General features: G+C 44.5%; 24 protein-coding genes and 5 tRNA genes. 2 read left to right on the plus strand and 27 right to left on the minus strand.

The genetic code is table 11. The features are described 5' to 3' along the window. Nucleotides 1-3: 3 nt before the first annotated feature. The 27 genes from BBA02S_RS17490 to BBA02S_RS17620 all read right to left on the minus strand — a co-directional run bounded on the left by BBA02S_RS17490 (nt 4) and on the right by BBA02S_RS17620 (nt 19,563). Nucleotides 4-79 (minus strand) — tRNA-Lys (locus tag BBA02S_RS17490). A 4-nt stretch (nt 80-83) separates the two neighbouring features. Next, a tRNA-Gln gene (locus tag BBA02S_RS17495) sits at nt 84-158 on the minus strand. 18 nt (nt 159-176) lie between these two features. Continuing rightward, a tRNA-Glu gene (locus tag BBA02S_RS17500) sits at nt 177-248 on the minus strand. A 17-nt stretch (nt 249-265) separates the two neighbouring features. Further along, nucleotides 266-356: transfer RNA gene (locus tag BBA02S_RS17505), tRNA-Ser, on the minus strand. Nucleotides 357-361: 5 nt separating this feature from the next. Then, nucleotides 362-436 (minus strand) — tRNA-Asn (locus BBA02S_RS17510). 115 nt (nt 437-551) lie between these two features. Further along, nucleotides 552-1,028 carry a SprT family protein gene (locus BBA02S_RS17515; protein WP_041100739.1) on the minus strand — a complete coding sequence of 159 codons (477 nt, stop codon included), beginning with the start codon at nt 1,026-1,028 and terminating at the stop codon, nt 552-554. Between the two features lie 28 nt (nt 1,029-1,056). After that, on the minus strand, nt 1,057-3,234 hold the full coding sequence (locus BBA02S_RS17520; protein ID WP_041100737.1) for a Tex family protein: 2,178 nt from the start codon (nt 3,232-3,234) through the stop codon (nt 1,057-1,059). 58 nt (nt 3,235-3,292) lie between these two features. Continuing rightward, nucleotides 3,293-3,886: a PP2C family serine/threonine-protein phosphatase gene (locus BBA02S_RS17525; protein ID WP_041100735.1), complete on the minus strand. Its 594-nt coding sequence runs from the start codon at nt 3,884-3,886 to the stop codon at nt 3,293-3,295. Next, complete coding sequence (gene sigB, locus BBA02S_RS17530) at nt 3,886-4,680, minus strand: RNA polymerase sigma factor SigB (protein ID WP_041100733.1); 795 nt, start codon at nt 4,678-4,680, stop codon at nt 3,886-3,888. Before sigB ends, BBA02S_RS17525 begins: the two co-directional genes overlap by 1 nt. Beyond that, the gene (gene rsbW, locus BBA02S_RS17535) at nt 4,658-5,128 is read right to left on the minus strand and encodes an anti-sigma B factor RsbW (protein WP_041100731.1); all 471 of its coding nucleotides are present in this window, start codon (nt 5,126-5,128) and stop codon (nt 4,658-4,660) included. The genes sigB and rsbW overlap by 23 nt, the downstream gene beginning before the upstream one ends. Then, nucleotides 5,128-5,457, minus strand: coding sequence for an anti-sigma factor antagonist (locus tag BBA02S_RS17540; protein ID WP_041100729.1), 330 nt, complete (start codon nt 5,455-5,457; stop codon nt 5,128-5,130). The genes rsbW and BBA02S_RS17540 overlap by 1 nt, the downstream gene beginning before the upstream one ends. A 73-nt stretch (nt 5,458-5,530) precedes the next feature. Then, nucleotides 5,531-6,541 (minus strand): PP2C family protein-serine/threonine phosphatase, encoded by a 1,011-nt coding sequence (locus BBA02S_RS17545; protein WP_041100727.1) that lies wholly within the window; start codon nt 6,539-6,541, stop codon nt 5,531-5,533. A gap of 11 nt (nt 6,542-6,552) precedes the next feature. Next, nucleotides 6,553-6,948, minus strand: coding sequence for an anti-sigma regulatory factor (locus tag BBA02S_RS17550; protein WP_041100725.1), 396 nt, complete (start codon nt 6,946-6,948; stop codon nt 6,553-6,555). Between the two features lie 3 nt (nt 6,949-6,951). After that, nucleotides 6,952-7,308, minus strand: coding sequence for an STAS domain-containing protein (locus BBA02S_RS17555; protein ID WP_041100723.1), 357 nt, complete (start codon nt 7,306-7,308; stop codon nt 6,952-6,954). Beyond that, nucleotides 7,305-8,138, minus strand: a complete 834-nt coding sequence (locus BBA02S_RS17560) for an RsbT co-antagonist protein RsbRA (RefSeq protein WP_041100721.1) — start codon at nt 8,136-8,138, stop codon at nt 7,305-7,307. Before BBA02S_RS17560 ends, BBA02S_RS17555 begins: the two co-directional genes overlap by 4 nt. A 431-nt stretch (nt 8,139-8,569) precedes the next feature. Further along, nucleotides 8,570-8,920, minus strand: a complete 351-nt coding sequence (locus BBA02S_RS17565; protein ID WP_041100719.1) for a type II toxin-antitoxin system PemK/MazF family toxin — start codon at nt 8,918-8,920, stop codon at nt 8,570-8,572. 5 nt (nt 8,921-8,925) lie between these two features. Beyond that, nucleotides 8,926-9,207 carry a CopG family ribbon-helix-helix protein gene (locus BBA02S_RS17570; protein ID WP_041100717.1) on the minus strand — a complete coding sequence of 94 codons (282 nt, stop codon included), beginning with the start codon at nt 9,205-9,207 and terminating at the stop codon, nt 8,926-8,928. A gap of 188 nt (nt 9,208-9,395) precedes the next feature. Next, nucleotides 9,396-10,559, minus strand: coding sequence for an alanine racemase (alr, locus tag BBA02S_RS17575; RefSeq protein WP_041113877.1), 1,164 nt, complete (start codon nt 10,557-10,559; stop codon nt 9,396-9,398). A 121-nt stretch (nt 10,560-10,680) separates the two neighbouring features. Beyond that, entirely contained in the window at nt 10,681-10,887 is a 207-nt protein-coding gene (locus BBA02S_RS17580; protein WP_041113878.1) for a hypothetical protein, read from the minus strand. 173 nt (nt 10,888-11,060) lie between these two features. Beyond that, complete coding sequence (locus BBA02S_RS17585) at nt 11,061-12,077, minus strand: LolA family protein (protein ID WP_041100711.1); 1,017 nt, start codon at nt 12,075-12,077, stop codon at nt 11,061-11,063. 78 nt (nt 12,078-12,155) lie between these two features. Beyond that, complete coding sequence (acpS, locus tag BBA02S_RS17590; RefSeq protein ID WP_041100709.1) at nt 12,156-12,512, minus strand: holo-ACP synthase; 357 nt, start codon at nt 12,510-12,512, stop codon at nt 12,156-12,158. Further along, nucleotides 12,475-13,977 carry a PH domain-containing protein gene (locus tag BBA02S_RS17595; protein ID WP_041113879.1) on the minus strand — a complete coding sequence of 501 codons (1,503 nt, stop codon included), beginning with the start codon at nt 13,975-13,977 and terminating at the stop codon, nt 12,475-12,477. Before BBA02S_RS17595 ends, acpS begins: the two co-directional genes overlap by 38 nt. Beyond that, complete coding sequence (locus tag BBA02S_RS17600; protein ID WP_082028240.1) at nt 13,970-14,449, minus strand: PH domain-containing protein; 480 nt, start codon at nt 14,447-14,449, stop codon at nt 13,970-13,972. The genes BBA02S_RS17595 and BBA02S_RS17600 overlap by 8 nt, the downstream gene beginning before the upstream one ends. Before the next feature lie 153 nt (nt 14,450-14,602). Next, complete coding sequence (gene cshA, locus BBA02S_RS17605) at nt 14,603-16,066, minus strand: degradosome RNA helicase CshA (RefSeq protein ID WP_041100705.1); 1,464 nt, start codon at nt 16,064-16,066, stop codon at nt 14,603-14,605. Between the two features lie 118 nt (nt 16,067-16,184). After that, nucleotides 16,185-16,895, minus strand: coding sequence for an alpha/beta hydrolase (locus BBA02S_RS17610; protein WP_306305193.1), 711 nt, complete (start codon nt 16,893-16,895; stop codon nt 16,185-16,187). A gap of 218 nt (nt 16,896-17,113) precedes the next feature. After that, on the minus strand, nt 17,114-18,490 hold the full coding sequence (locus BBA02S_RS17615) for a UDP-N-acetylmuramoyl-tripeptide--D-alanyl-D-alanine ligase (protein ID WP_041100701.1): 1,377 nt from the start codon (nt 18,488-18,490) through the stop codon (nt 17,114-17,116). 17 nt (nt 18,491-18,507) lie between these two features. Further along, nucleotides 18,508-19,563: a D-alanine--D-alanine ligase gene (locus BBA02S_RS17620; protein ID WP_041113880.1), complete on the minus strand. Its 1,056-nt coding sequence runs from the start codon at nt 19,561-19,563 to the stop codon at nt 18,508-18,510. Between the two features lie 274 nt (nt 19,564-19,837). Between BBA02S_RS17620 and BBA02S_RS17625 the strand changes: the two genes are divergently transcribed. Together BBA02S_RS17625 and BBA02S_RS20810 are read left to right on the plus strand one after the other, a co-directional pair. Beyond that, entirely contained in the window at nt 19,838-20,992 is a 1,155-nt protein-coding gene (locus BBA02S_RS17625) for a dicarboxylate/amino acid:cation symporter (RefSeq protein ID WP_041100697.1), read from the plus strand. After that, nucleotides 20,989-21,147: a hypothetical protein gene (locus tag BBA02S_RS20810; protein WP_156136653.1), complete on the plus strand. Its 159-nt coding sequence runs from the start codon at nt 20,989-20,991 to the stop codon at nt 21,145-21,147. The genes BBA02S_RS17625 and BBA02S_RS20810 overlap by 4 nt, the downstream gene beginning before the upstream one ends. Nucleotides 21,148-21,346: the final 199 nt, after the last annotated feature.

Genomic DNA, 21,346 nt, shown 5'->3' on the forward strand with positions numbered 1-21,346 from the left:
AAATGGTGAGCCATGAAGGACTCGAACCTTCGACCCTCTGATTAAAAGTCAGATGCTCTACCAACTGAGCTAATGGCTCGTTATGGCTGGGCTAGCTGGATTCGAACCAGCGCATGACGGAGTCAAAGTCCGTTGCCTTACCGCTTGGCTATAGCCCAATCATTTTCAGAAAAACATGACCCCTACGGGATTCGAACCCGTGTTACCGCCGTGAAAGGGCGGTGTCTTAACCGCTTGACCAAGGGGCCTCGTTAAATAAAGATAATGGCGGAGAAGGAGGGATTTGAACCCTCGCGCCGCTTACGCGACCTACACCCTTAGCAGGGGCGCCTCTTCAGCCACTTGAGTACTTCTCCAAATATGGCTCCGCAGGCAAGATTCGAACTTGCGACCGATCGGTTAACAGCCGATTGCTCTACCACTGAGCTACTGCGGAATACAAAATTCATTTTATCGACAATTTGTATTATATTAAAGTGAAGTAGTCGAGTCAACAATTTTGTATAACAAAATAAAAAAAGAAAAAGCAACGGACATCTATGACTAGCTAATCACCTTTTCAAAGTGCTCCGTTCTTCTCTTAAGATAACAGGTGCTCTGCACTTTCCGCAAACATATCTCTTGGTATCGACCTTTTTCTTGCGGCTATACATCAGATGACAGCCAGAGCATTCATAAACAAACACCCGCTTCGACTGCTGTGATGGTGATTTTTGAAGCGGCGTGCAGTGTCTTGGGGCTTTCACAGCTTTCAATAGCTGCTTAAAATCCTGATCACGATGCTTATATCCTCTTCCTTCTAAATGCAAATGATAATGGCAAAGCTCATGCTTAATAATCCCTTCTAATTCTTTTAGCCCGTACGCCTCTAAATACTTTTTATTTATCTCTATATTATGAGATTGCAGCATATAGCGGCCGCCGGTTGTTCTTAGCCGCGGATTAAATTCTGCCTTATGCAGAAAAGGGCGGCCGAATAATTCCGATGAGATTTTTTCTGTCAGCGCTTGAAGTTGTTCATTATTCATTACTCGGCCGCTCCTTTCTCTGTTGCTGTTACTTTCCAGGGGAAATCATTGTCAATGATACTCTCCCTTTTTTCTCATCTACCTGCTCAATCCAAACTGTAACAATGTCACCAACAGCGGCTACATCAAGAGGATGTTTAACAAACCCTTTTTTCATCTTGGAAATATGGACAAGCCCATCTTCTTTCACGCCGATATCAACAAAAGCACCAAAGTCCACTACATTTCTGACCGTTCCTTGCAGTTCCATGCCAGGTTTTAAATCTTCAAGCTTCATAACTCCTGTTTTTAAAAGCGGAGTCGGCAGCTCGTCACGCAGGTCGCGGCCGGGCTGCTGGAGGGCATCTTTAATATCCTGCATTGTCAGCGCGCCAATTCCAACCTTTTCAGCTGCTTGCTCTACAGTTATCTTGTTCAATGCTTCAGTGAGCTCTTTCGTCCCCACATCCTTAGTGGTATAGCCCATGCTTTGAAGCAGCTTCTTTACTTCCGGATAGCTTTCAGGGTGAATAGCTGTTTTGTCCAGCGGCTCCTGCCCATCTATAATCCTTAAGAAGCCTATACATTGTTCAAACGTTTTCGCACCGAGGCGCGGGACTTTCTTTACTTGTGAACGGCTGCTGAATTTGCCGTTTTCCTCCCTGAATTTCACAATGTTGTTAGCCACCGTTTTGTTCAGGCCAGCTACATATTGCAGCAATGAAGAGGAAGCGGTATTGAGATTCACACCTACCTGGTTCACGGCTGTCTCCACTACGAAGGTTAACGACTCGTTAAGCTTCTTTTGAGAAACATCGTGCTGGTATTGTCCGACTCCTACAGACTTCGGGTCGATTTTTACCAATTCTGCTAACGGGTCCTGCAGCCGTCTTGCGATAGATACAGCGCTTCTCTCTTCCACTTGAAGGTCAGGAAATTCTTCACGCGCCGTTTCAGAAGCAGAATAGACACTTGCCCCCGCCTCATTGACAATGATATATGCCGCTTGCCGCTCGCTTTTCTTGATAACGTCTGCTATAAATTGCTCTGTTTCGCGTGATGCTGTCCCGTTTCCGATGGCAATAATTTCAACATCATGTTCCTTTAACAGCTGTTGAACACGCTCTTCCGCCTCCGCTCTCTTAGCTTTCGGAGGATGCGGGTAAATGACCCCTATATATAATACTTTTCCGGTTTCATCTACCACTGCCAGCTTGCAGCCGGTACGGTAAGCTGGATCTACCCCAAGCACAACCTTCCCTTTTAAAGGCGGCTGCAAAAGCAGCTTTCTTAAATTCTCAGAGAAAATATGAATCGCTTGGTCTTCCGCCTTTTCAGTTAGTTCATTTCGCACTTCTCTCTCAACAGATGGCTGAATTAGCCGCTTATATGCATCTTGCAATGCTTGACGCACATAGGTGCCTGCCTCTGTTTGCTCATTTACTTTATACCTCTTGCTTATATAGCGAACAATCTTTTCTGCATCTGTTTGAATGCTTACTTTCAAAATCTCTTCTTTCTCTCCTCGGTTAAGAGCCAGTATGCGGTGCGGAACAGCTTTTGCAACGGGCTCTTCATAGGCGTAATACATTTCGTATATATTTTTTTCGTCTACTTCCTTGTTTTTTGCCGTTGAATGAAGCAAGCCATTTTTAAACGTTTCATCGCGAATCCATTGACGGATCACTGCTTCATCTGCTGCCTGCTCTGCAATAATATGGAGCGCACCTTCAATCGCTTCCTCAGCTGAAGAGACGGCTTTTTCGTTTGATATGTATGTTTCAGCCTGTGCCGTAACAGGAGAAGCCGGCATGGCAAGGAGCCACTCTGCTAGGGGCATCAACCCCTTTTCCTTCGCAATGGACGCCTTGGTCCGCCGTTTTTGCTTGAACGGACGGTAAAGATCCTCAACCGTTTGAATTTTTTCAGCACGCAAAATAGCCGCTTGCAATTCAGGGGTTAGCTTGTTCTGTTCCCCGATCAGGCGGATGACTTCTTCCTTGCGTGCCGATAGATTCTGCAAGTAATTCCAGCGATTAAGCAGCGACTGGATTTCTACTTCGTTCAGCGCTCCTGTCATCTCTTTACGGTAACGGGCGATAAAAGGCACCGTGTTTCCTTCTTCAACCAGCCCGATGACTGCACGCACCTTTTTAACATCTAACTGTTCGTCCTGGGCTGTTTTTTTAATTAAACTATCTTTCTCAAGCATAGCTTCAACGGGCATACGGATTCCTCCTTTTTCTCTGACCTCTATTTTATCACAAGAAAAAAGCCTGCACTTATTAAAGCAGGCTTCCAATAATATAAGTAGCGTCATCGTCAGACTTCGTTGTCTCCTCCTCAAGCGTCGAGGCAATTTGCTGGATGGAGCGATTTCGCAGCAGGCCTTTGACGTTAAGAATATTAAGCCCGTCTGAATGCAAAAGAAACTTGCAGTTTGACTCGTATTTAAAGCGTTGGGTCCGATACTTTTGCGGACGGCCGGATAAATAGCCGGTCACTGGCAGCGGATACGTAAGCTTCTCCTTGTCCGTGTATAAGTAAAAACGAATATTGCCAACACAGCTGTATTCGAATTCCTGTGTATCGAAGTAAACCTTTAAAATCGCAACAGCCGCCCCTCTTTTCTGATAAAGAACATTATTGCTCAAGCTCATTAAGAGGTCGACTGATTCGTGATGATTCTCTTCCACTATCTTTGTTACGGCAGATGAGGAATGAAAAGCGAACTCGCCGCTGCCAAGCCCATCTGCAATTACACAAATTAAATAATCGTCTGTTGTATGAATATAATAGCTGTCTCCACAAAACGGCTGACCGCCTTTTGCCGCTTTGTTTGCGCAAATCTCTAGCTGTTCGTTTTGGAAATAGTTCATTAAATCAATCGCCCCGATGTCATTGATTCAGCATCAATTGCCTCTTTCAGCTTTTTGATTGCTCTTCGTTGCAGGCGTGATACATGCATCTGAGAAATGTTCAGTTTATCCCCTGCATCCTTTTGACTCATATTTTCTAAATACGTATATTGGATAATTTGACGTTCACGATCAGACAATACGTGAAGCACCTTTTCCAATACGAGCCGCTGATCTACTCTCTCATATCCTTGCTCTTTGCTGCCGACAATATCGAGCAAGGTCACTGTGCTTCCGTCAGAATCTGCTTCGATAGAGTGATCCACGGACAGAGCCTGGTAGCTTTTCCCCATCTCCATCGCTTCCAAGACTTCTTCTTCAGAAATATCAAGGTGGCGGGCAATTTCTTCTACTTTAGGAGAACGCTGCAGCGATGAGGTCAACTCTTCAACAGTCGACTTGATTTTGGGGCCTAGTTCTTTAATCCGTCTCGGTACGTGGACGCTCCATGTCTTGTCCCGTAAAAACCTCTTAATTTCACCGACAATTGTCGGAATAGCAAAGGCTTCAAAGCTCTTTCCGTAAGAATCATCATACCTTCTGATCGCTCCCAGAAGGCCCATCATGCCAACTTGGGCGATATCCTCATGGTAAGACTTTCCTTTTGAATATTTACGTGCAATGGATTCCACTAGCCCCTGGTAATGTTTAACGAGGTTTTCTTGAGCCTCTTGATCATTGTCAGTCTGATAGGCTTTGATCCACTCAACAACCTGCTGTTTGGTGTCTTGGTTAGGTTGAGATGGTTTCGGCATCCCTCTCCACCTGCTCTCCTTCAAGGTACTTTGTCATAAACAAAGTAACCCCTTCCTTTTGATGAACCTTCACTTCGTCCATTAATGTTTCAATGAGAAATAGACCTAAGCCTCCTTCACGCAGAAATTCAACAGAATTCTCCTTGTAAGGGCCTAACGCCTTTTTTGTTTCCCGGAAATTAAAGCTTTTTCCGTTATCCGACACCATTACTTCCAAATGCTTGTGGTAAAGAGCAAAGCCGACCACCACCTCACCTTCCTCCTCGCCGTTGTAGGCGTGCTGGACAGCGTTGGTGATCGCTTCGCTAGTAGCTATCTTCAAGTCCTCAATTGCATCATATGTAAATCCCATTCTGCTCGCAATTCCTGAAAGCGTCAGCCTGATAACGCCCACAAATTCCGGCTTGGCCGGGATTTTCATCTCGATGTAATCAAACGCTTCCATCATCAAACGCCACCTTCTACTTCGGAATTAATATTCATAATATCTGCAAGACCCGTAATATCAAACAATCTTCTCAAACGTTCGGATAAACCAATTAGCTGCAGAGTGCCCCCGTTCGCATTCAAGCTTTTGAAAAGTCCGACAAACACGCCTAATCCTGTACTATCCATGTAAGAAACTTCTGATAAGTCGATGACTATGCGAGCCTGATCCTTTTCAGTATATGGAAACACAGTTTCTCGAAGCTTTGGTGCTGTATATGCATCAATTTCTCCAGCGATTTTCACTTTTGTTTGCTGTTCCATTTCTTTCACGTCAATTGTAATATTCATCTTAAACCCACCTCTTCTTTATTACTCCACTGTTTTTAAATTATACCCGGCTAAAAAGAAGATAAACCTTTGGCTACTTGATTCTCTTTAAAATGATTAAAGTAAAATCATCCCGCAGCTCAAAGTCTTGTAAAAACTCAAGTTCTTTGTACACTTTATCCGCAATCTCTTGGGCTTCTAGGTGAATATACTTTTTAATGTACCCTAACAGAGTGTCTACCTCGATAAACCCATCCTTCGTCCGGCATTCTGTGACCCCATCCGACATCAGAAGGATAATATCTCCCGCTTCCGCTTTCTTTTCAAACTGGCGATACTTTGTTTTCTTATCAACACCAAGCAATAAGCCTTTCGCGTACAATTCTTCAAACTGTTGTGTCTGATGGTTGTAAAAGAAGCCTGGTTCATGACCTGCAGAGGAATAATAGAATGTATGATTCATTGTATTATACATTCCGTAAAACATAGTAATAAACATCGTTGGATCGACATTCTGCTCTACTACCCTGTTTAAGCTTTCAAGCACCCGGCATGGTTCATACCGGCCTTCAGGCAGACTGTCCATCGAATATTTAATCATGGACATGCACAAGGCGGCTGGAATCCCTTTTCCGATGACGTCGGCAATGGCTACACTGACAGCTTCTTGCTCATCATGGACAAAATGATAATAATCTCCGCTCATTTGTCTGGCTGGCACACTGATGGCCCCGATATCCAAACAATCCACTTCTGGAACCTGGGTTCCTAAAAGCGTTTGCTGCATGTTGGCTGCCACTTCGATCTCACTTTTCAGCTCCTGCTGAATGGTCCGCAGATTCTGATGTTCCCGGTAGGCAATTCCATAAGCCATCATGACCTCCAGTAAAATATCAAAAGACTGGAGCATATCAGCCTCAGCTTCTATGCCAAGTTCTAGCAGAGCCGTTCGATGAAGAATGATAATTTCCTCAGGAGAAATTTTGTGTTCAATGGATTTTCTGCTGAATTTCTGGCTGAGATACAAAGCTTGTTCGTTTTGATCCTTCATATAGCTTTCAAGAATTTCTTTATACTTTTCTTGCATCGCTTCCCTAAATTCCATACTTGCCCTCCTTATCGGAGCCACTTAATTGCCTTGATAAGTGTCCCTTCACCCGGAGTGGAGTCAATCGCAAACTCATCTACAAGGCGTTTAACTCCAGGTAAGCCGGCTCCAAGTCCTCCAGAGGTGGAGAAACCATCTTCCATTGCTTTACGAAGATCTTGAATGCCAGGACCCTGATCTTCTGAAAGAATTATTAATCCAACCTTCCCGGCATTTTCCGTCTTTTCTATACATACCTGCCCCTGGCCGGCATACAGATAGATATTGCGCGCCAGCTCACTAATAGCTGTCGTGATACGGGCCTGGTCAACTGTGCCAAAACCAAGATCTTTGGCTACATTTCTGCCAAGCTGCCTTGCAGCTACGATGTCCCATTCATTTGTAATCTTGACGCAAGAATCCATAGATTAGTCCTCCAGTTCCCGTCGAAGTTTCTCCAAACCTTTTTCTAAATCAAGAGCTGTCAAGACATCTTCAAGACGTATCCCCAATTCGATCAAGGTAATAGCAACGGCTGGCTGAATTCCTGTGATCACTACTTTCGCTCCCATAAGCTTTGACATGCTGATCACATCTCCGAGCACTTTAGCGATGAAAGAATCAATAAAGTCGATAGAGGTTAAATCAATGACTACCCCTCTCGCACTCGTTTCGTGAATTTTACGGAGCAAATCTTCTTGAAACTGAAGAGCAGTCTGATCATCAAGTTCCCATTGAATCGAAATCAGCAAACAATCATGAAGTTTTAAAATTGGTATTCTCATTGCTCTTCCTCCACCTCAATGATTTTTCTTTCCGTCATCTCTAGGGCTTTTTCAATTCCTTTTTTCAACGTGCTGGTTGTAAGGACTTGGTCAAGGTTGATACCAAGAGTGACAATCGTTTGAGCGATTTCCGGACGGATGCCCACAATCATGCACTTAGCACCGACGAGCCGAACCGCATCGGCTGCCTGGATAATATGATGCGCGACCATCGTATCCACCACTGGAACTCCCGTAATATCAATCAGAACGACCTCCGCGCGATGTTTAACGACCCCATCAAGCAAGTTTTCCATAATCAACTTGGCTCTCTCTGTATCAATTGTCCCTACAAGAGGCATGACTGATATTTTTTCAAAGACTGGTATAAGAGGGGCAGACAATTCCTGAAGAGCAATCTTCTGCAAAGAAACTGTGCGCTCCCATGTATAGGCGTAAGCATCAATAATGGTGTTATACAAAGGGAACATCCAGCGCTCAAACTCAGAAGAAAATTCCATAAAGTTATGGTGGTCGACCAATTCTTCTTCCTGCATGCCGTCTGTTATGATGTGATCAAATATGCGCAGCCCCAGTGTAATAACAGTCAGCGGCCAGCCTAATCTGACAATTTTCTCAGCAAATCCGGTGACCTTGGATTGAAATTCCTCTTCTGTCTCCGTAAAGTTGGAAACCAGCAGCTCGATAAACTCACTGCTTGTTTTTGTAAACATTTGAGCAGACATCGTTTGTACAGCACGCTCATCTGCCTCCTGCTTCATCCGGTTAATCCACTCGCCTAGAATTTCACTTTTATGGGTTTGTACATAGTTAAAAATTAGTTTACGCATCAAGACAACTCCAATTCTTCTTTTTCGATGGCTGCGGCGTCCACTCTATGTAGAGACTGTCCCATAAACAATCGGCTCCTTCTCTGCTACCCGATGCACAGCAACCTTTATGCCGGGAAACTGAAGGCAGCTACTCCTTTTCTAAGGCAGTCTCCTCCGCTGATTATCCCAATCTGCTTTCTTCATCTTAACAACTTCAAACATAAAACTAAACTGATTTCCCTTTCTTTTTTATGCCCGCTATTATTTATCGTCACTACTAAACATTATAATGTTTATTTCGGCAATTAAAAAGTGATAGTCCTTTCTGGAAAAAAATACTATCAAAAAATGGCCTCAAGACACGAATAAACTCAGAAAAAGCCGTATCCATTCCATTGCCCCATGCTAAAAAAATAAGACGCCCGCTAGTTATACTAGCGGGCGTCTATTTAAAACTGAATAAGACCTAAGCTGATTTGCAAGGCTTCGTCCACTTTTTCCATCATTTCCTCATCAAGTTGAGTGATTTTATCCGTTAAACGCTGTTTGTCGATCGTTCGGATTTGCTCAAGTAAGATAACGGAATCACGTTCAAAGCCGTAACGCTTTGCATCGATTTCAACATGTGTAGGCAACTTAGCTTTTTGAATTTGCGCTGTTATAGCAGCAACAATAATAGTGGGACTGAACCGATTCCCGATGTCGTTTTGGACCACCAGCACAGGTCGCACACCGCCTTGCTCCGATCCGACAACAGGGGACAGGTCTGCAAAATATACGTCACCACGCTTAACTATCACACGGATTATCCTCCACTTACTAAACGTTCTACAGTATTGCCGGCCTCACACTCAGCTTGCAGCGCCTCTGAGGCGATAGCCAAGTTGATCTTAGCCATTTCCATGTACCCGCGCCGCATCGATTCTCTAATCTGACGTTTCTTTCTTTCTCGAAGATACATTTTTGTTGCTCTGTAGATAAATTCGCTGCGGTTAACCTTCTCAAGTTCAGCATACCCGTCTAGTTCCTTAACAAATTGTTGTGGCAAACGAATTAACACTTCTGTTGTTGCGCTTGATTCAGACACGAACTACACCTCCACCAATCACTACACCGTCTCGTTAACTGTCCTTTTCATCATATCATCTTTTCTATTGCAGGGGAAGGTGAATTCAAAATTCCCGGCTGTTATCCTTTGATAATAGCTCAGAAAAGCGCAAATTCACTAAACCTCTGGCGAAAAATGCCGATAAATAAACCTTCAGCTTGTTACCTTCATTCACTTAACGGATTTACTATCTCGACAATTTCTCCGTTTCGTTTGTAAATTCGCGGCACCCGCGCGGTAATAATGCAAGGAACTTCATAGTTAATTGTCTCCATCTTTCGGGCAATATCATCCATGGTAATTTCTTCTTCTCCTTGCTTGCCAATCAGTGTGACCTCTGTTCCGACTGGCATTTCTTCAGGTAGGCGGATCATGCATTGATCCATACATACTCTGCCTACGATCGGCACCCTTTTGCCGCCGGCCAGCACAATCTGTCCCTGAAGCTTACGCAGCCAGCCGTCAGCATAACCAATCGGCAAAGTCGCAATCCATTCTTCCTCCGAAGTTTCATAAGTCGCTCCGTAGCTGATTTTTTCGCCCTTTTTCAGCTTCTTCACATGGACAATTCTCGTGCGCAGCGAGAAAGACTGCTTTAACGGAAATGGCAGCTCCTGCTTTATTTCCTCGGACGGTGAAAGACCGTACATTGAGATGCCAAGGCGAACAGCATTCAAATGGGTTTTTCCAAAACGCAGCGTCGCCGCACTGTTGGCACAATGAGTGAAGGGCGGCTTCTCCTCAAGCGAGTCCACCATGCTGGCAAAAAGACCGTACTGCTCTTCAAAATAATCCGTGCTCAAATCATCCGCCGTAGCAAAATGAGTAAAGACGCCTTCGAGGAAAAACTTCGGCGAACGATGAATGAACGCCGCCAGCTCGTTTAACTCTTCGGGTGTCTTTACGCCAAGCCGCCCCATGCCTGTATCACACTTAATATGCACACGGAGCAGCTGTCCCTCCTCCAAATGCTTCTCCGCTTCCAGCAGCCAGTCTTTCTGAAAGACCGTCAACGAGATTTGCCGGTCGGCCGCCATTTTGGCTGCTTGCGGACTGCTTGCGCCAAGCACCAGCAACGGAACGGACAGGCCGGCCCTTTTCACGGAAAGTGCTTCATCCAGAAAAGCAACAGCCAGCCCCTGTGCCCCTGCTTCAACCGCTGCTTTAGCCACTTGAACGTCTCCATGCCCATAAGCATTGGCCTTTACTACCGCAAATAGCTTGGTGTTTTCCGGAAGCAGCCTTAGTGTCTCGCTCACATTGTATGAAATATGATCCAAGTTGATCTCTGCCCATGTATCACGGTAAAACTTCGCTTCTACTGTCAACATATGCCCCTTCTTTCTTGTCTGTATACCTAAAGTTGTGAAATTTATTTGTTGCCAACCTTATTTTTAAGTATACAGCAAGTACTGTCAATAAGAAGACCGGGGCGCCAGCCCGGAATTTTCATTATTCGCAAGAAAAGGAATAATTGAGCGCCAAGAATGACTTCTCCACGACCGCGGTGCCGCCCTGCTCCAAACAGCCTTTTCCGGCCGTCTTTATTTCCTTATGGTGAAAATAAGATTGAGCCGTAATCAAAAAAGCAGCTACAATGCATGCTGCACATCCGACAAGCATGATCCGGCTCTTTAAAACATTCTTTCTTTGCCTCATCCAGCTCGACCTTTCTTATTCAAATTTCCACGATGCACCATAACCATGTACTCCCTACCTTAAACAAAGAAAAAAGGAACGTCAAATTCCCGTTCCCGAAGTGCTCCGCCTTTAGCTGAGGCGGCACTGAAGTATCAACTTGAAGCATTTATCGAACACATGCAAAAAACCAGTTATTTCTCCATTTCCGCTTGCATCGAACGCGCTACTTCAATCATTTCCGCCTCGCTTAAATCTTTAGAAGCGATCATATAATCCACACCTTTATAAGACCAAGAAAGTGACTGATCAGTAATTTCTCCAAAGGCAAAGCCCAAATCAGCCATTTCGCCGCTCATGCTCGCTGTTTCTACCGAAGCATCCGACGGAGCCGATGCTTTTTCCTGGACGACAGTGAATGACTTGTCGCCTCCATAAGTGAGCACGATGCGTTTGCCATTAGCCGTCAGCATCTCATTTTCCTCAAGCAACTGGCTGCCAACCGCTTCTGCCTGCGGATAAAAGACGGTGAATTCCTTTTCCTTCTCTTGAGCGAGCACCGGCATTTCCAGCTGGGCTCCGGTCATATTCTTCTTTACATCAAAAGATGACTTCTCAAAGCTCGCTTTAAAATCCACCTTCTTAAAGCTGACCGTCAATACTGGCTTGCGATCCGGATCCATAACCTTCACTGAAACAGGCGCTAAATCGCGCTTATTGAAGGTGATTTCCTGTATTGGAAGCATATGGCTGTTAGGATACCTTGTCTTTGTTTCAAACACATAATGCTTATCCGTTTCCTTAAAAGCAGCTTCCTGGTCTGTTTTGATATCTTTGACTAGTGATTCAAACAAATAAGCCTGACTGCTGTTTTTTGGCCAATCACTTTGAAACTTAAAGCTCTTGTTCAAAGATGGCGTTAATACATATACACCGGACTCATTCTTTAAAATCATCTGACTCTGATCCTTTTTGTCATTCGATAACTCCACGCGGTAAAAATGATTGTCCTTATTCCAAATCTCCACGTGATACGCCTGTTTTTCTTCTCCTGTCTGAAGCGTCATTTGGGCGGTTGCCTTGTAGCCTTTCATCTCTTCGGCTTTTTCATTTAAATCCTTTGTGACATCTTCCTTGGATTTTGCGCCGCAGGCAGAGAGAACAAATAAAGCAACCAGGCATAATAGCCAGACTAACCTTCTTTTTGTCATGTCATCACAACCCCTTTCGCATTAAAAATATATGAGACAACCTTTTAAAATATGATTGTCCGAAAGGGGCTGTTCTTTTTAATTTATTTTTTCAATAACGACCTGGGCAGCCGCATAGTCTTTGCTGTGCGTAATAGATAAATGCACGCCTGCAGAAAAAGGGGCTGTAACGCAGGGCTTTCCATTGCTGTCTGAAGCCGTCTCAATATCTTGAAAGGAGAGCTGTCCGCCGATTCCGCTGCCCATTGCTTTTGCAAAAGCTTCCTTGGCAGCAAAGCGGCCGGACAGGTATTCAACTTGCCGGCGGCCGCTTCGGCTTTGAAACACAAGCTGTTCGTTCTTTGTTAAAATCCGCTCAATAAATTTCGGCTGCCGTTCTATTAATTTTTGAATCCTGCTAATCTCTACAATATCCATCCCGATCCCCTGGATCATAGTCCTCCTCCTTCTTCAGCTCGTACCAGCGATAAATTTCTCCCGCATCATTAAATGAAACATTTGCAACTTTTATTCTTTTGCCGCCGATTCCGCTTCTGATAGCCGCATGAACCGAAGCTAAATCCTTTTGCTTTTGCCTCCACGTTTGTATCACCTCTAAGGATTGAATGCGATTTTTCAATACAAAGGAGGTTTGCAAAGATACTTTTCTCGCTCTTATCGTAAGCTGGCGGCCATCAATACGCCATCCAGCTCCTTTAAAACGAACGAAGCCATAAAGAGCCGCAAGCATGAAAGCGGCAAGAAACCCTAGTCCGAACGGCCAAAAAAACCAAACAGCTGCCCCAATGGGAAGAAGTACATAAAGACAAGCTCTTCCGATATACCGGCTGGCTGCCCGCGCCGGCAAAGGCGTAAGCTCTGCGGAGAAGCAATAGTCCGGAAACAGCTCCGCCAGCATATTCAGCGCCCGCTCCTTCTTCACCATTGGCATAATCATCATGCTTGCACTGTCTTCCTCTTCTCCCCTGCTCCCCGCGCTTTCAAGATGTACAGAACAATAACCCAGAATTTGCCGCAATGGATTTTCTGAAATTGTAATCCCCTGCACCCGGTCTACCGGGATGGTCAGCTGCTGTTTTTCAAGCAGCCCTTTTTGGATCATTAAGTTTTCCTTTCCTTTTCTCAATGTAAAGCCGGCGTATCTCAGCAAGGTGAGACCGATAGACACACCCCATGCAATCAATAAAGCTAAAAAAACAATAAACGCTATGACAGCCACTCCCATCTCAATAAAATGGGACGCTTCTTTAAAAATTTTCTCATACGGAATCACATCTTGGAACTGGCTCAAAAAAGCAAATACAGCTGAAAGAACAACACCGATTCCACCTGATGTGGCGGCCATCAGCAGCAGCTCAGAAAGGCGGCTCCGGTAAAAGATCGAGTCTTCATGATCAGCCTCTTCTGCCTCATCCGCGTGGCTGTTTACAGCTGACTCGCTTTTCCGCTTCTTTTCTTGCTTAATAAATTGTTGAAGAACTTGCGCTTCTGCTTTCTTAATAGCGGTCAATTCTGCTTCTGACTCTGACTCCGCTCCTCCCGCTGTCTCGACGCTAACTTTCACCAAACCGAAGGCACGATGCAACAGCCCCTCGGATATATGTAAACTTTGTATGCGTTCAATCGGGATATAACGCTTCTTCTTTATAAACAATCCATATTCAATTTTCAACTCGCCCTCTTCTAATCTATAAGTAAAGCGCAGCCACTTCACAACACCGGCAATGAGGACGAATAAGACCATCACTCCGGCTCCCGCCAAAGGCAGGTAATCCCAAAATCCGTTCTTTTGGCCTTTGCCCATGAGAACTAAAAAAACGACCGGAAAGACAAGGTTCTTTAATTCCTTAAGAAACGTTAATAACGCAGCAATAGGGTGAAGCTTTTGCGGATCAGACATCTTCTTCTGCCACCCTTGCAAGAGCCGAAATGACTTTTCTCATTTCCTCCGCCTCTTCTATTTCAACAGCCGGTATGTCATGAACGGTAGCGGCTGTTGAAACTTTAATGGCCCCCAGCCCATACTTGCGCAGAAGCGGGCCCTGCTCTGTGTCTACATGCTGGACGCGAATCATCGGAATTAGCGTGCGGCGGACAATGAATACCCCCCGCTGAAGCTCAATTTCCTGCTCTCTGACTTCATATCTCCATCTTTTCCAGCGCATAGCCGGCAAAATCACGACAACAGCCAGCACTTCTAACACTCCGGCCGCACCAAGAATAAATAAAGTCCAAAGCGGCCATTGCTTCATCAGGATCAATATGCCGGCCGCTATAAGGAGCAGCCATATAAAAGCCGAACCGATCATTCCTGATATTCTCCATACTTTTAAAGCTTTCTTTGAAATTCTTTTTGCAGGTTCATCCATCACATATTCACAGCCTTTATTATCATTTTTCTGTTATAACGTTTCATAACAGGGAAAGGTTTCATTTTTTGGAATTTTCATCAATCCTGCAAAAAGGAGCTGCCCAAAAGTCAGCGTTTCACTAACTTAAAGGGACAGCTCCTTGTCATTGCTTATTTATTGAGAAGTATATTTTCTTCTTGGATTGCTTTTGCGATCACGGTTATATGAGCGGTTGCCACCGGATGAACGTCCGCCTTGACGGCTGCCATACGGCTTTTTGGAACTTGAATTTTTAGAGCGGAACTTATCTTTCTTTTGTGGAAGAGACGCTTCACTCGTGATATGGATCGGTGTCCGATCTGGTTCCTTCGTAATCAATTTTAAAGCAGCAGCAACGATCTGTTCAGCATCATACTGATCAAGCAGTCCTTTTGCCAATGCTTTATATTGGGAAAGGTCGTTTTTGGCAACAGATTCTTCCAGCTCATTGACAGCTGCCTGCTGCTGGCCAACCAATGCATCATCCCATGTAGGAGCAGCCATTGGCGACATCTTTTTCTTCGTTGTTTTTTCGACCTCTTTTAAATAGCCCATTTCTCTTGGTTCAACAAATGTAATGGCAACGCCCTCTTTGCCGGCACGGCCCGTACGGCCGATCCGGTGAACATAGCTTTCCGGATCTTGCGGGATGTCATAGTTGTATACATGAGTGACACCAGAAATATCAAGGCCGCGTGCAGCTACGTCTGTTGCCACAAGAACGTCGATTTTTCCTTCTTTGAAGCGTTTTAGCACTGTTAAGCGTTTCGCCTGAGTTAAATCGCCATGAATTCCTTCTGCCTGATAGCCGCGAAGGCTTAATGCATTAGCCAGTTCATCGACACGTCTTTTCGTACGGCCGAAAATAATAGCCAATTCTGGCGAGTGAACATCGATTAAGCGGGAGAGCACATCGAATTTATCGCGCTGATGCACTTTAACATAATGCTGCTCAATGTTAGAAACCGTCATTTCTTTCGCTTTCACACGAATGCTTACAGGATCCTTCATAAACCTCTCAGCTATCGCCCGAATTTGCTTAGGCATCGTTGCTGAGAACAACAACGTTTGGCGTTCAACTGGCATGTGGGAAAGAATAGCCTCGATATCCTGAATAAATCCCATATTCAGCATTTCATCCGCTTCATCCAGCACAAGCGTTTGCAAATGATCAAGCTTCAGTGTTTTTCGGTTAATATGGTCAAGAATCCGGCCTGGTGTCCCTACAATAATATGAGGACGCTTTTTCAGTGCGCGAATTTGGCGTTGAATATCCTGGCCGCCGTATACAGCCAAAATGCCGACGCGCTTGCCGCTGCCAATTTTATAAAGCTCTTCAGATACCTGAATGGCAAGCTCCCGGGTTGGAGCAATAACCAAGCCCTGAATCAGATGGTTGTTGGTATCAATTTTTTCAATCATTGGTACGCCGAAAGCTGTCGTTTTACCTGTTCCTGTTTGCGCCTGACCAATAATGTCATGGCCTTCAAGACCAGCCGGAATCGTTTGAGCCTGAATAGGCGTCGCCTCTTCAAATCCCATTTTATCAATAGCTTTTAAAGTGGTTTCACTTAAATTTAAATCTTTAAATTTCGTCAATATTTTCTTCTCCTTCTATTTCGTTTGCCGTATCAAACAAAAAATACTCTTCCATATGAAGAGCAAAAGTTATTGTCATCATATCATTTTTATCGCTTCATTACAACACACTCGATATTTAAATCACTCTACTACGTTCAGTTAGAAATGTAAAGACTTTTTCAAAGAGCAGCTCCTTTTCTCCCGTATGGCAAATATGGTGTTTAGCATGCGGCACATAATAAATTTCCTTTTGGACAGATGGAAGACGGCGGTAAATATACTCGGCACTTTTCGGCGGCACAATGCCATCAGCCAACCCTTGGGCAATAAAGGTGGGTATCTGGATTTTAGAGAAAAGCGGCTTGCTGTAAGCAGCCATTTTCCGAAACTGCCAGGCCGCTGACAAGGGAGTGAACAAAAGCTTATTCTTATAGCGCAAAAATAGCTCATTCTCACTCAGCTTGCCTTTTTTCGCGTCGTGCCACATCTCTTTAATATCCTTGGACAATTGCCCTGCATTAATATATTTAGCGGCAGCACTTAATAATATAAGCTTTTTTACAGGATATTTTTCCGCTAAATAGGCGGCAATCAGCCCGCCCATCGAAAAACCAATCACATAAACCGTTTCGCACTCAGTCAACAGCTGCTTCAGCTCACCTTCCGCATGTTCCAGCCACTGGCGGTACGTGATTCCTTTCAGTGACAGCGTTGTTCCATGGCCTGGAAGTGTCGGAACGACAATTTTCCAATTTGTCCTTTTATGCAAGTATTTAGCGAGCGGCTCGACTTCATAAGGCGCACCAGTAAACCCATGAATGCACAAACAGCCAATCATCTTCACCATTTCCTTTTCTTCATTATTTTCCTTTATATACTGTAATTATTACCCGATCTCCTTCTTCATTAACAGAACTGGTACAACTCAGAAGCTGAAGAGCTTTTAATAATAACTGGCTATTGTTTATGAATGAAAAGAAAAACACCAGGCACCTGCCTAGTGTGGGGGTGCAGACCAAACGGAGCCTTCTTTATCTTGCTGTTTTTCTGGCTGCTCTTGCCCCGTTACTTCTTTTCCAGGACCTCTATCACTTCTTCAAGCCGCACACCGCGAGAGGCTTTAACAACGACTAAGTCTCCGCTTTCAAGCAGAGATTCGAGCTTGTCAATCAACTCCTGCTTATCATTGAAAGCAAAGATGCGGTCTTCTCCTAAAGAGTTTTTCGCACCAGCGGCAATAAACTGGCCTAACCGTCCGATCGTGAAAAGGTAATCAATCGCTTCACCGCTCACGGTTTGACCTACTTGATAATGGAATAGCTCCTCATCCAGCCCAAGTTCAAGCATATCCCCCAATACAAGGATTTTTCGCTGAAATCCCGGCATTCTTTCAGCTAGCTCAATAGCCGCTTTCATAGAAGTAGGGCTGGCATTATAGGCATCATTAATTAACTTAGTTCCCTTGATGCCATCAATCATTTCCATACGCATTTTCGTTAGTTCTACAGATGACAGACCTGTTTTCATCGCTTCAAAGTCAATGCCCATTTCACGGGCGGCCAGCATAGCCGCCATTGCGTTCAGCACATTATGCCGTCCGATAATCGGCAGGAAAAACTCTGTGCCGGGCGCACCATTGATCTTAAATCGGCTTCCATCCTGAAGCGTGTCAATGTTAATCGGATACAGGTCGTTGCTTTCAGTAAAGCCAAAAGTTTTTGTCTGCACCTCTGTCTCTTGTAAAGCTTCCTGCAAAAGCGGTTCATCGCCATGATAAATAAGGATGCCGTCAGCAGCAAGACCGTTAATAATTTCAAGCTTTGCTTCAGCGATGGCTTCCCTTGATCCTAAATCTTGCAAATGCGATTCACCAATATTCGTAATAATCGCTATATCCGGGGAAGCAATCTTCGTTAGCAGGTCGATTTCTCCTTTACTGCTCATGCCCATTTCAATCACAGCCGCTTCCGTCTCTTGATCTAAAGAAAGGATCGTAAGCGGAAGACCGATGTGATTGTTAAAGTTTCCTTCTGTTTTTTGGACCTTAAACTTTAAAGAAAGCAGGCTCGCTGTCATATCTTTCGTTGTCGTTTTTCCGTTGCTGCCAGTGATGCCGATGACTTTCACATCCAGCTCTTCCCGGTAAGCCTTCGCCAGTTGCTGAAGAGCTTTCAGCGTGTCTTCTACTACCAGCACCGGCAAATCAGCCGGAGGATTAGGTCTGTCTTTTTGCCAGAGAGCAGCGCCCGCCCCCTGCTCCAACGCTTGTTTGACATACTGGTGGCCATCCGTGTTCTCCCCTTTAAAAGGAACAAATAACTGGCCGGCTACTGCTTTTCTGGAGTCAATAGCTACCCCGTACACCATCCGTTCTTTAAATGCTTCAATGTTATTTTCTACTTTTATTATATTGGCTATTTGTTCAATGGTCTTACGCATCATAAAATCAATGTCCACCTTTAGAAAGTATATTTAAGTTGCTGTTTTTCCTCATGACGTTCTTTTGCAAGATCAATTAGCTTTTCGATTAACAAAGGATATTCAACGCCCGCATGCTTCCAAAGAAGGGGGAACATGCTAAAAGGAGTAAATCCAGGCATTGTATTAATTTCGTTAATCAGCAGCTCGCCATTCTCTGTTAAGAAAAAGTCAGCGCGGACAAGGCCGGAGCAATCTAATGCCTGAAACGCAGTAACAGCCTTTCTTTTCATATTAGTTTGTACGTCTTCGGAAATTTCAGCCGGGATAATTAGCGCTGTGTTTCCATCTTCATACTTAGCTTTATAATCATAGAATTCTTTTTTAGGAACAATTTCGCCAATGACCGAGCATTGCGGGTCCTCATTGCCCAGCAAGCCGATTTCCAGTTCTCTTGCTGTAACCCCTTCTTCAACAATAATTTTGCGGTCAAATTGGAACGCTTCCTCATAAGCAGCTTCAAGCTCCTCACGGTTTGTGCACTTACTGATGCCAACGCTTGAACCGAGATTGGCCGGCTTGACAAAGCACGGATAGCCAAGCACTTTTTCCGCTTTTTCATAAGCCGCCTCTTTATTTTCCTCCCACATTTTGCGTGTCAGCCACACATAATTTACTTGCGGCAAATTCGCTTGGGCAAAAATATTTTTCATAATGACCTTATCCATCCCAGCGGATGAGGCCAGTACTCCATTGCCGACATAAGGAAGGTTCATTACTTCAAGGAGCCCTTGAACCGTTCCGTCTTCACCGTTCGGCCCATGCAAAAGCGGAAAAATAACATCATATTTTTTTGAAATCAAGCTTTGAGCCACCGCCGATGACTGTCCATCGCCGGCAAACTGCAGTTCAGATACTTCATTGGCCGGAGCCGTAAGCTTGTTTCCTTCAATCCAATTTCCCTCTGTCGTAATATAAATTGGGTAGATATCAAATTTATTTAGATCAAGTGCACCGATAACTGCTTTTGCTGTTTGTAAGGACACTTGATGTTCAGCTGATTTTCCTCCATATAATAAACACAATTTCGTTCTCATAGTAACCCTCCAATAAATAAATGAAAAGATTTCATTATTTCCATTCTATCATGCTTTAAGCAAAGAAAAACTAAATTTCCATGCAACTATCCTCCCGATTTAAATTCAGCCCGTCAAAGCTCTGGAATAAATCCTTGAATTAGGTAATTTCTTTAAATATTTCCCAAAAGATTAATCTGAATTTTATTTCTATTTTCATTTCTATTAACTTTCTGCTCTATAGAAGGTATAATTCTTTTGGTAAATACAAATGTTCACACCAGGAGGACAACACATGAAAAGCTTTGGCTTACTGCCAAGAATTATCGTCGCTATTATAGCAGGGATTATTGCAGGCACCTTTGCGCCTGATGCATTCATTAGAATTTTGGCTACGTTTAATGGCTTGTTCGGAAACTTTCTCGGATTTGTCATTCCGTTAATTATTATCGGGTTTATCGCTCCGGGTATCGGATCCATCGGCAAAGGCGCCGGCAAACTGCTCGGAATGACCACATTGATTGCTTATTGTTCTACCATTATTGCTGGACTTGTAGCGTTTTTCACAGCAAAAGCCATTTATCCATCTATCTTATCGAACCAAGCGGCTAAGGCGTTTGAAAACCCTGAAAAAGCCTTGTTAGAGCCTTTCTTTTCAGTGGAAATGACGCCGATTATGGGTGTAATGTCCGCCCTTCTGCTTGCCTTCGCTCTGGGGCTTGGAATGGCTGCTATCAAGGGAGATACCCTTCAAAAAGCAATGGATGAATTCCGGCAGATCATTGAAATCATTATTGAAAAAATCATCATTCCGCTTTTGCCGATCCATATTTTAGGTATTTTCGCCAATATGACACAGGGCGGGCAAGTGAGCGCTATTATGAGCGTATTCGCGAAAGTATTCATTATGATTATTATTCTTCACATCTTATACTTATGCGTTCAGTACACAGCAGCCGGCACAATCAGAAAGCAAAGCCCGCTGCGGATGCTGAAAACGATGCTGCCTGCTTACTTTACAGCGCTCGGCACACAATCGTCCGCTTCAACAATCCCAGTGACCCTTGAAAAAACGAAGCAAATGGGAGTGAAAGGCCGCATTGCCGATTTCTCCGTCCCTTTACTGGCAACCATCCATTTATCCGGCAGCACGATTACACTCGTCAGCTGCTCAATGGCGGTCATGCTCTTACAAGGGGAAACCTACTCATTCGCTAGTATGCTGCCGTTTATTCTCATGCTCGGCGTTACGATGATCGCAGCACCTGGCGTTCCGGGCGGGGCTGTGATGGCGGCTCTTGGATTGCTTAAGACGATGTTAGGCTTTGATGCCACCATGGTATCGCTGATGATCGCCCTTTACCTTGCGCAAGACAGCTTTGGAACAGCCTGTAACGTGACAGGGGACGGAGCTCTTACTGCCATCGTTGACAAATTAAATAAGGAATGACGAAAAGTCCTGAATACATGCGTATTCAGGACTTTAGTTTGCCGGCAAAAGAGAATCAGGATAACCTTATCCCGAACCCTGCTCCGCTGATCCGGCCATTCATGACAGCGCCGGTAAGCACCCTTGGCGTGAACTGGATCTTAAAGGAAGGTTGAATCAATGTAAATGGAAGCAAGATGACAGGACCGCACTCAGGCAACCTGCTTCCGAATACAACTCATTCATAATCCTGTTACTAAAAGAAAAAGCAGCCCTACTCTGTAACCGCGCCTTTTACTTTGACCAGCACAGCTGAACAGCTGCCCTCATTTTCCCCACCCCTTTGATTAAAATGGAAGGCGCGAAGACTCCAGC

The sequence above is a fragment of the Bacillus badius NBRC 15713 genome (genome assembly GCF_001591605.1).
Lineage (GTDB): Bacteria > Bacillota > Bacilli > Bacillales > Domibacillaceae > Pseudobacillus > Pseudobacillus badius.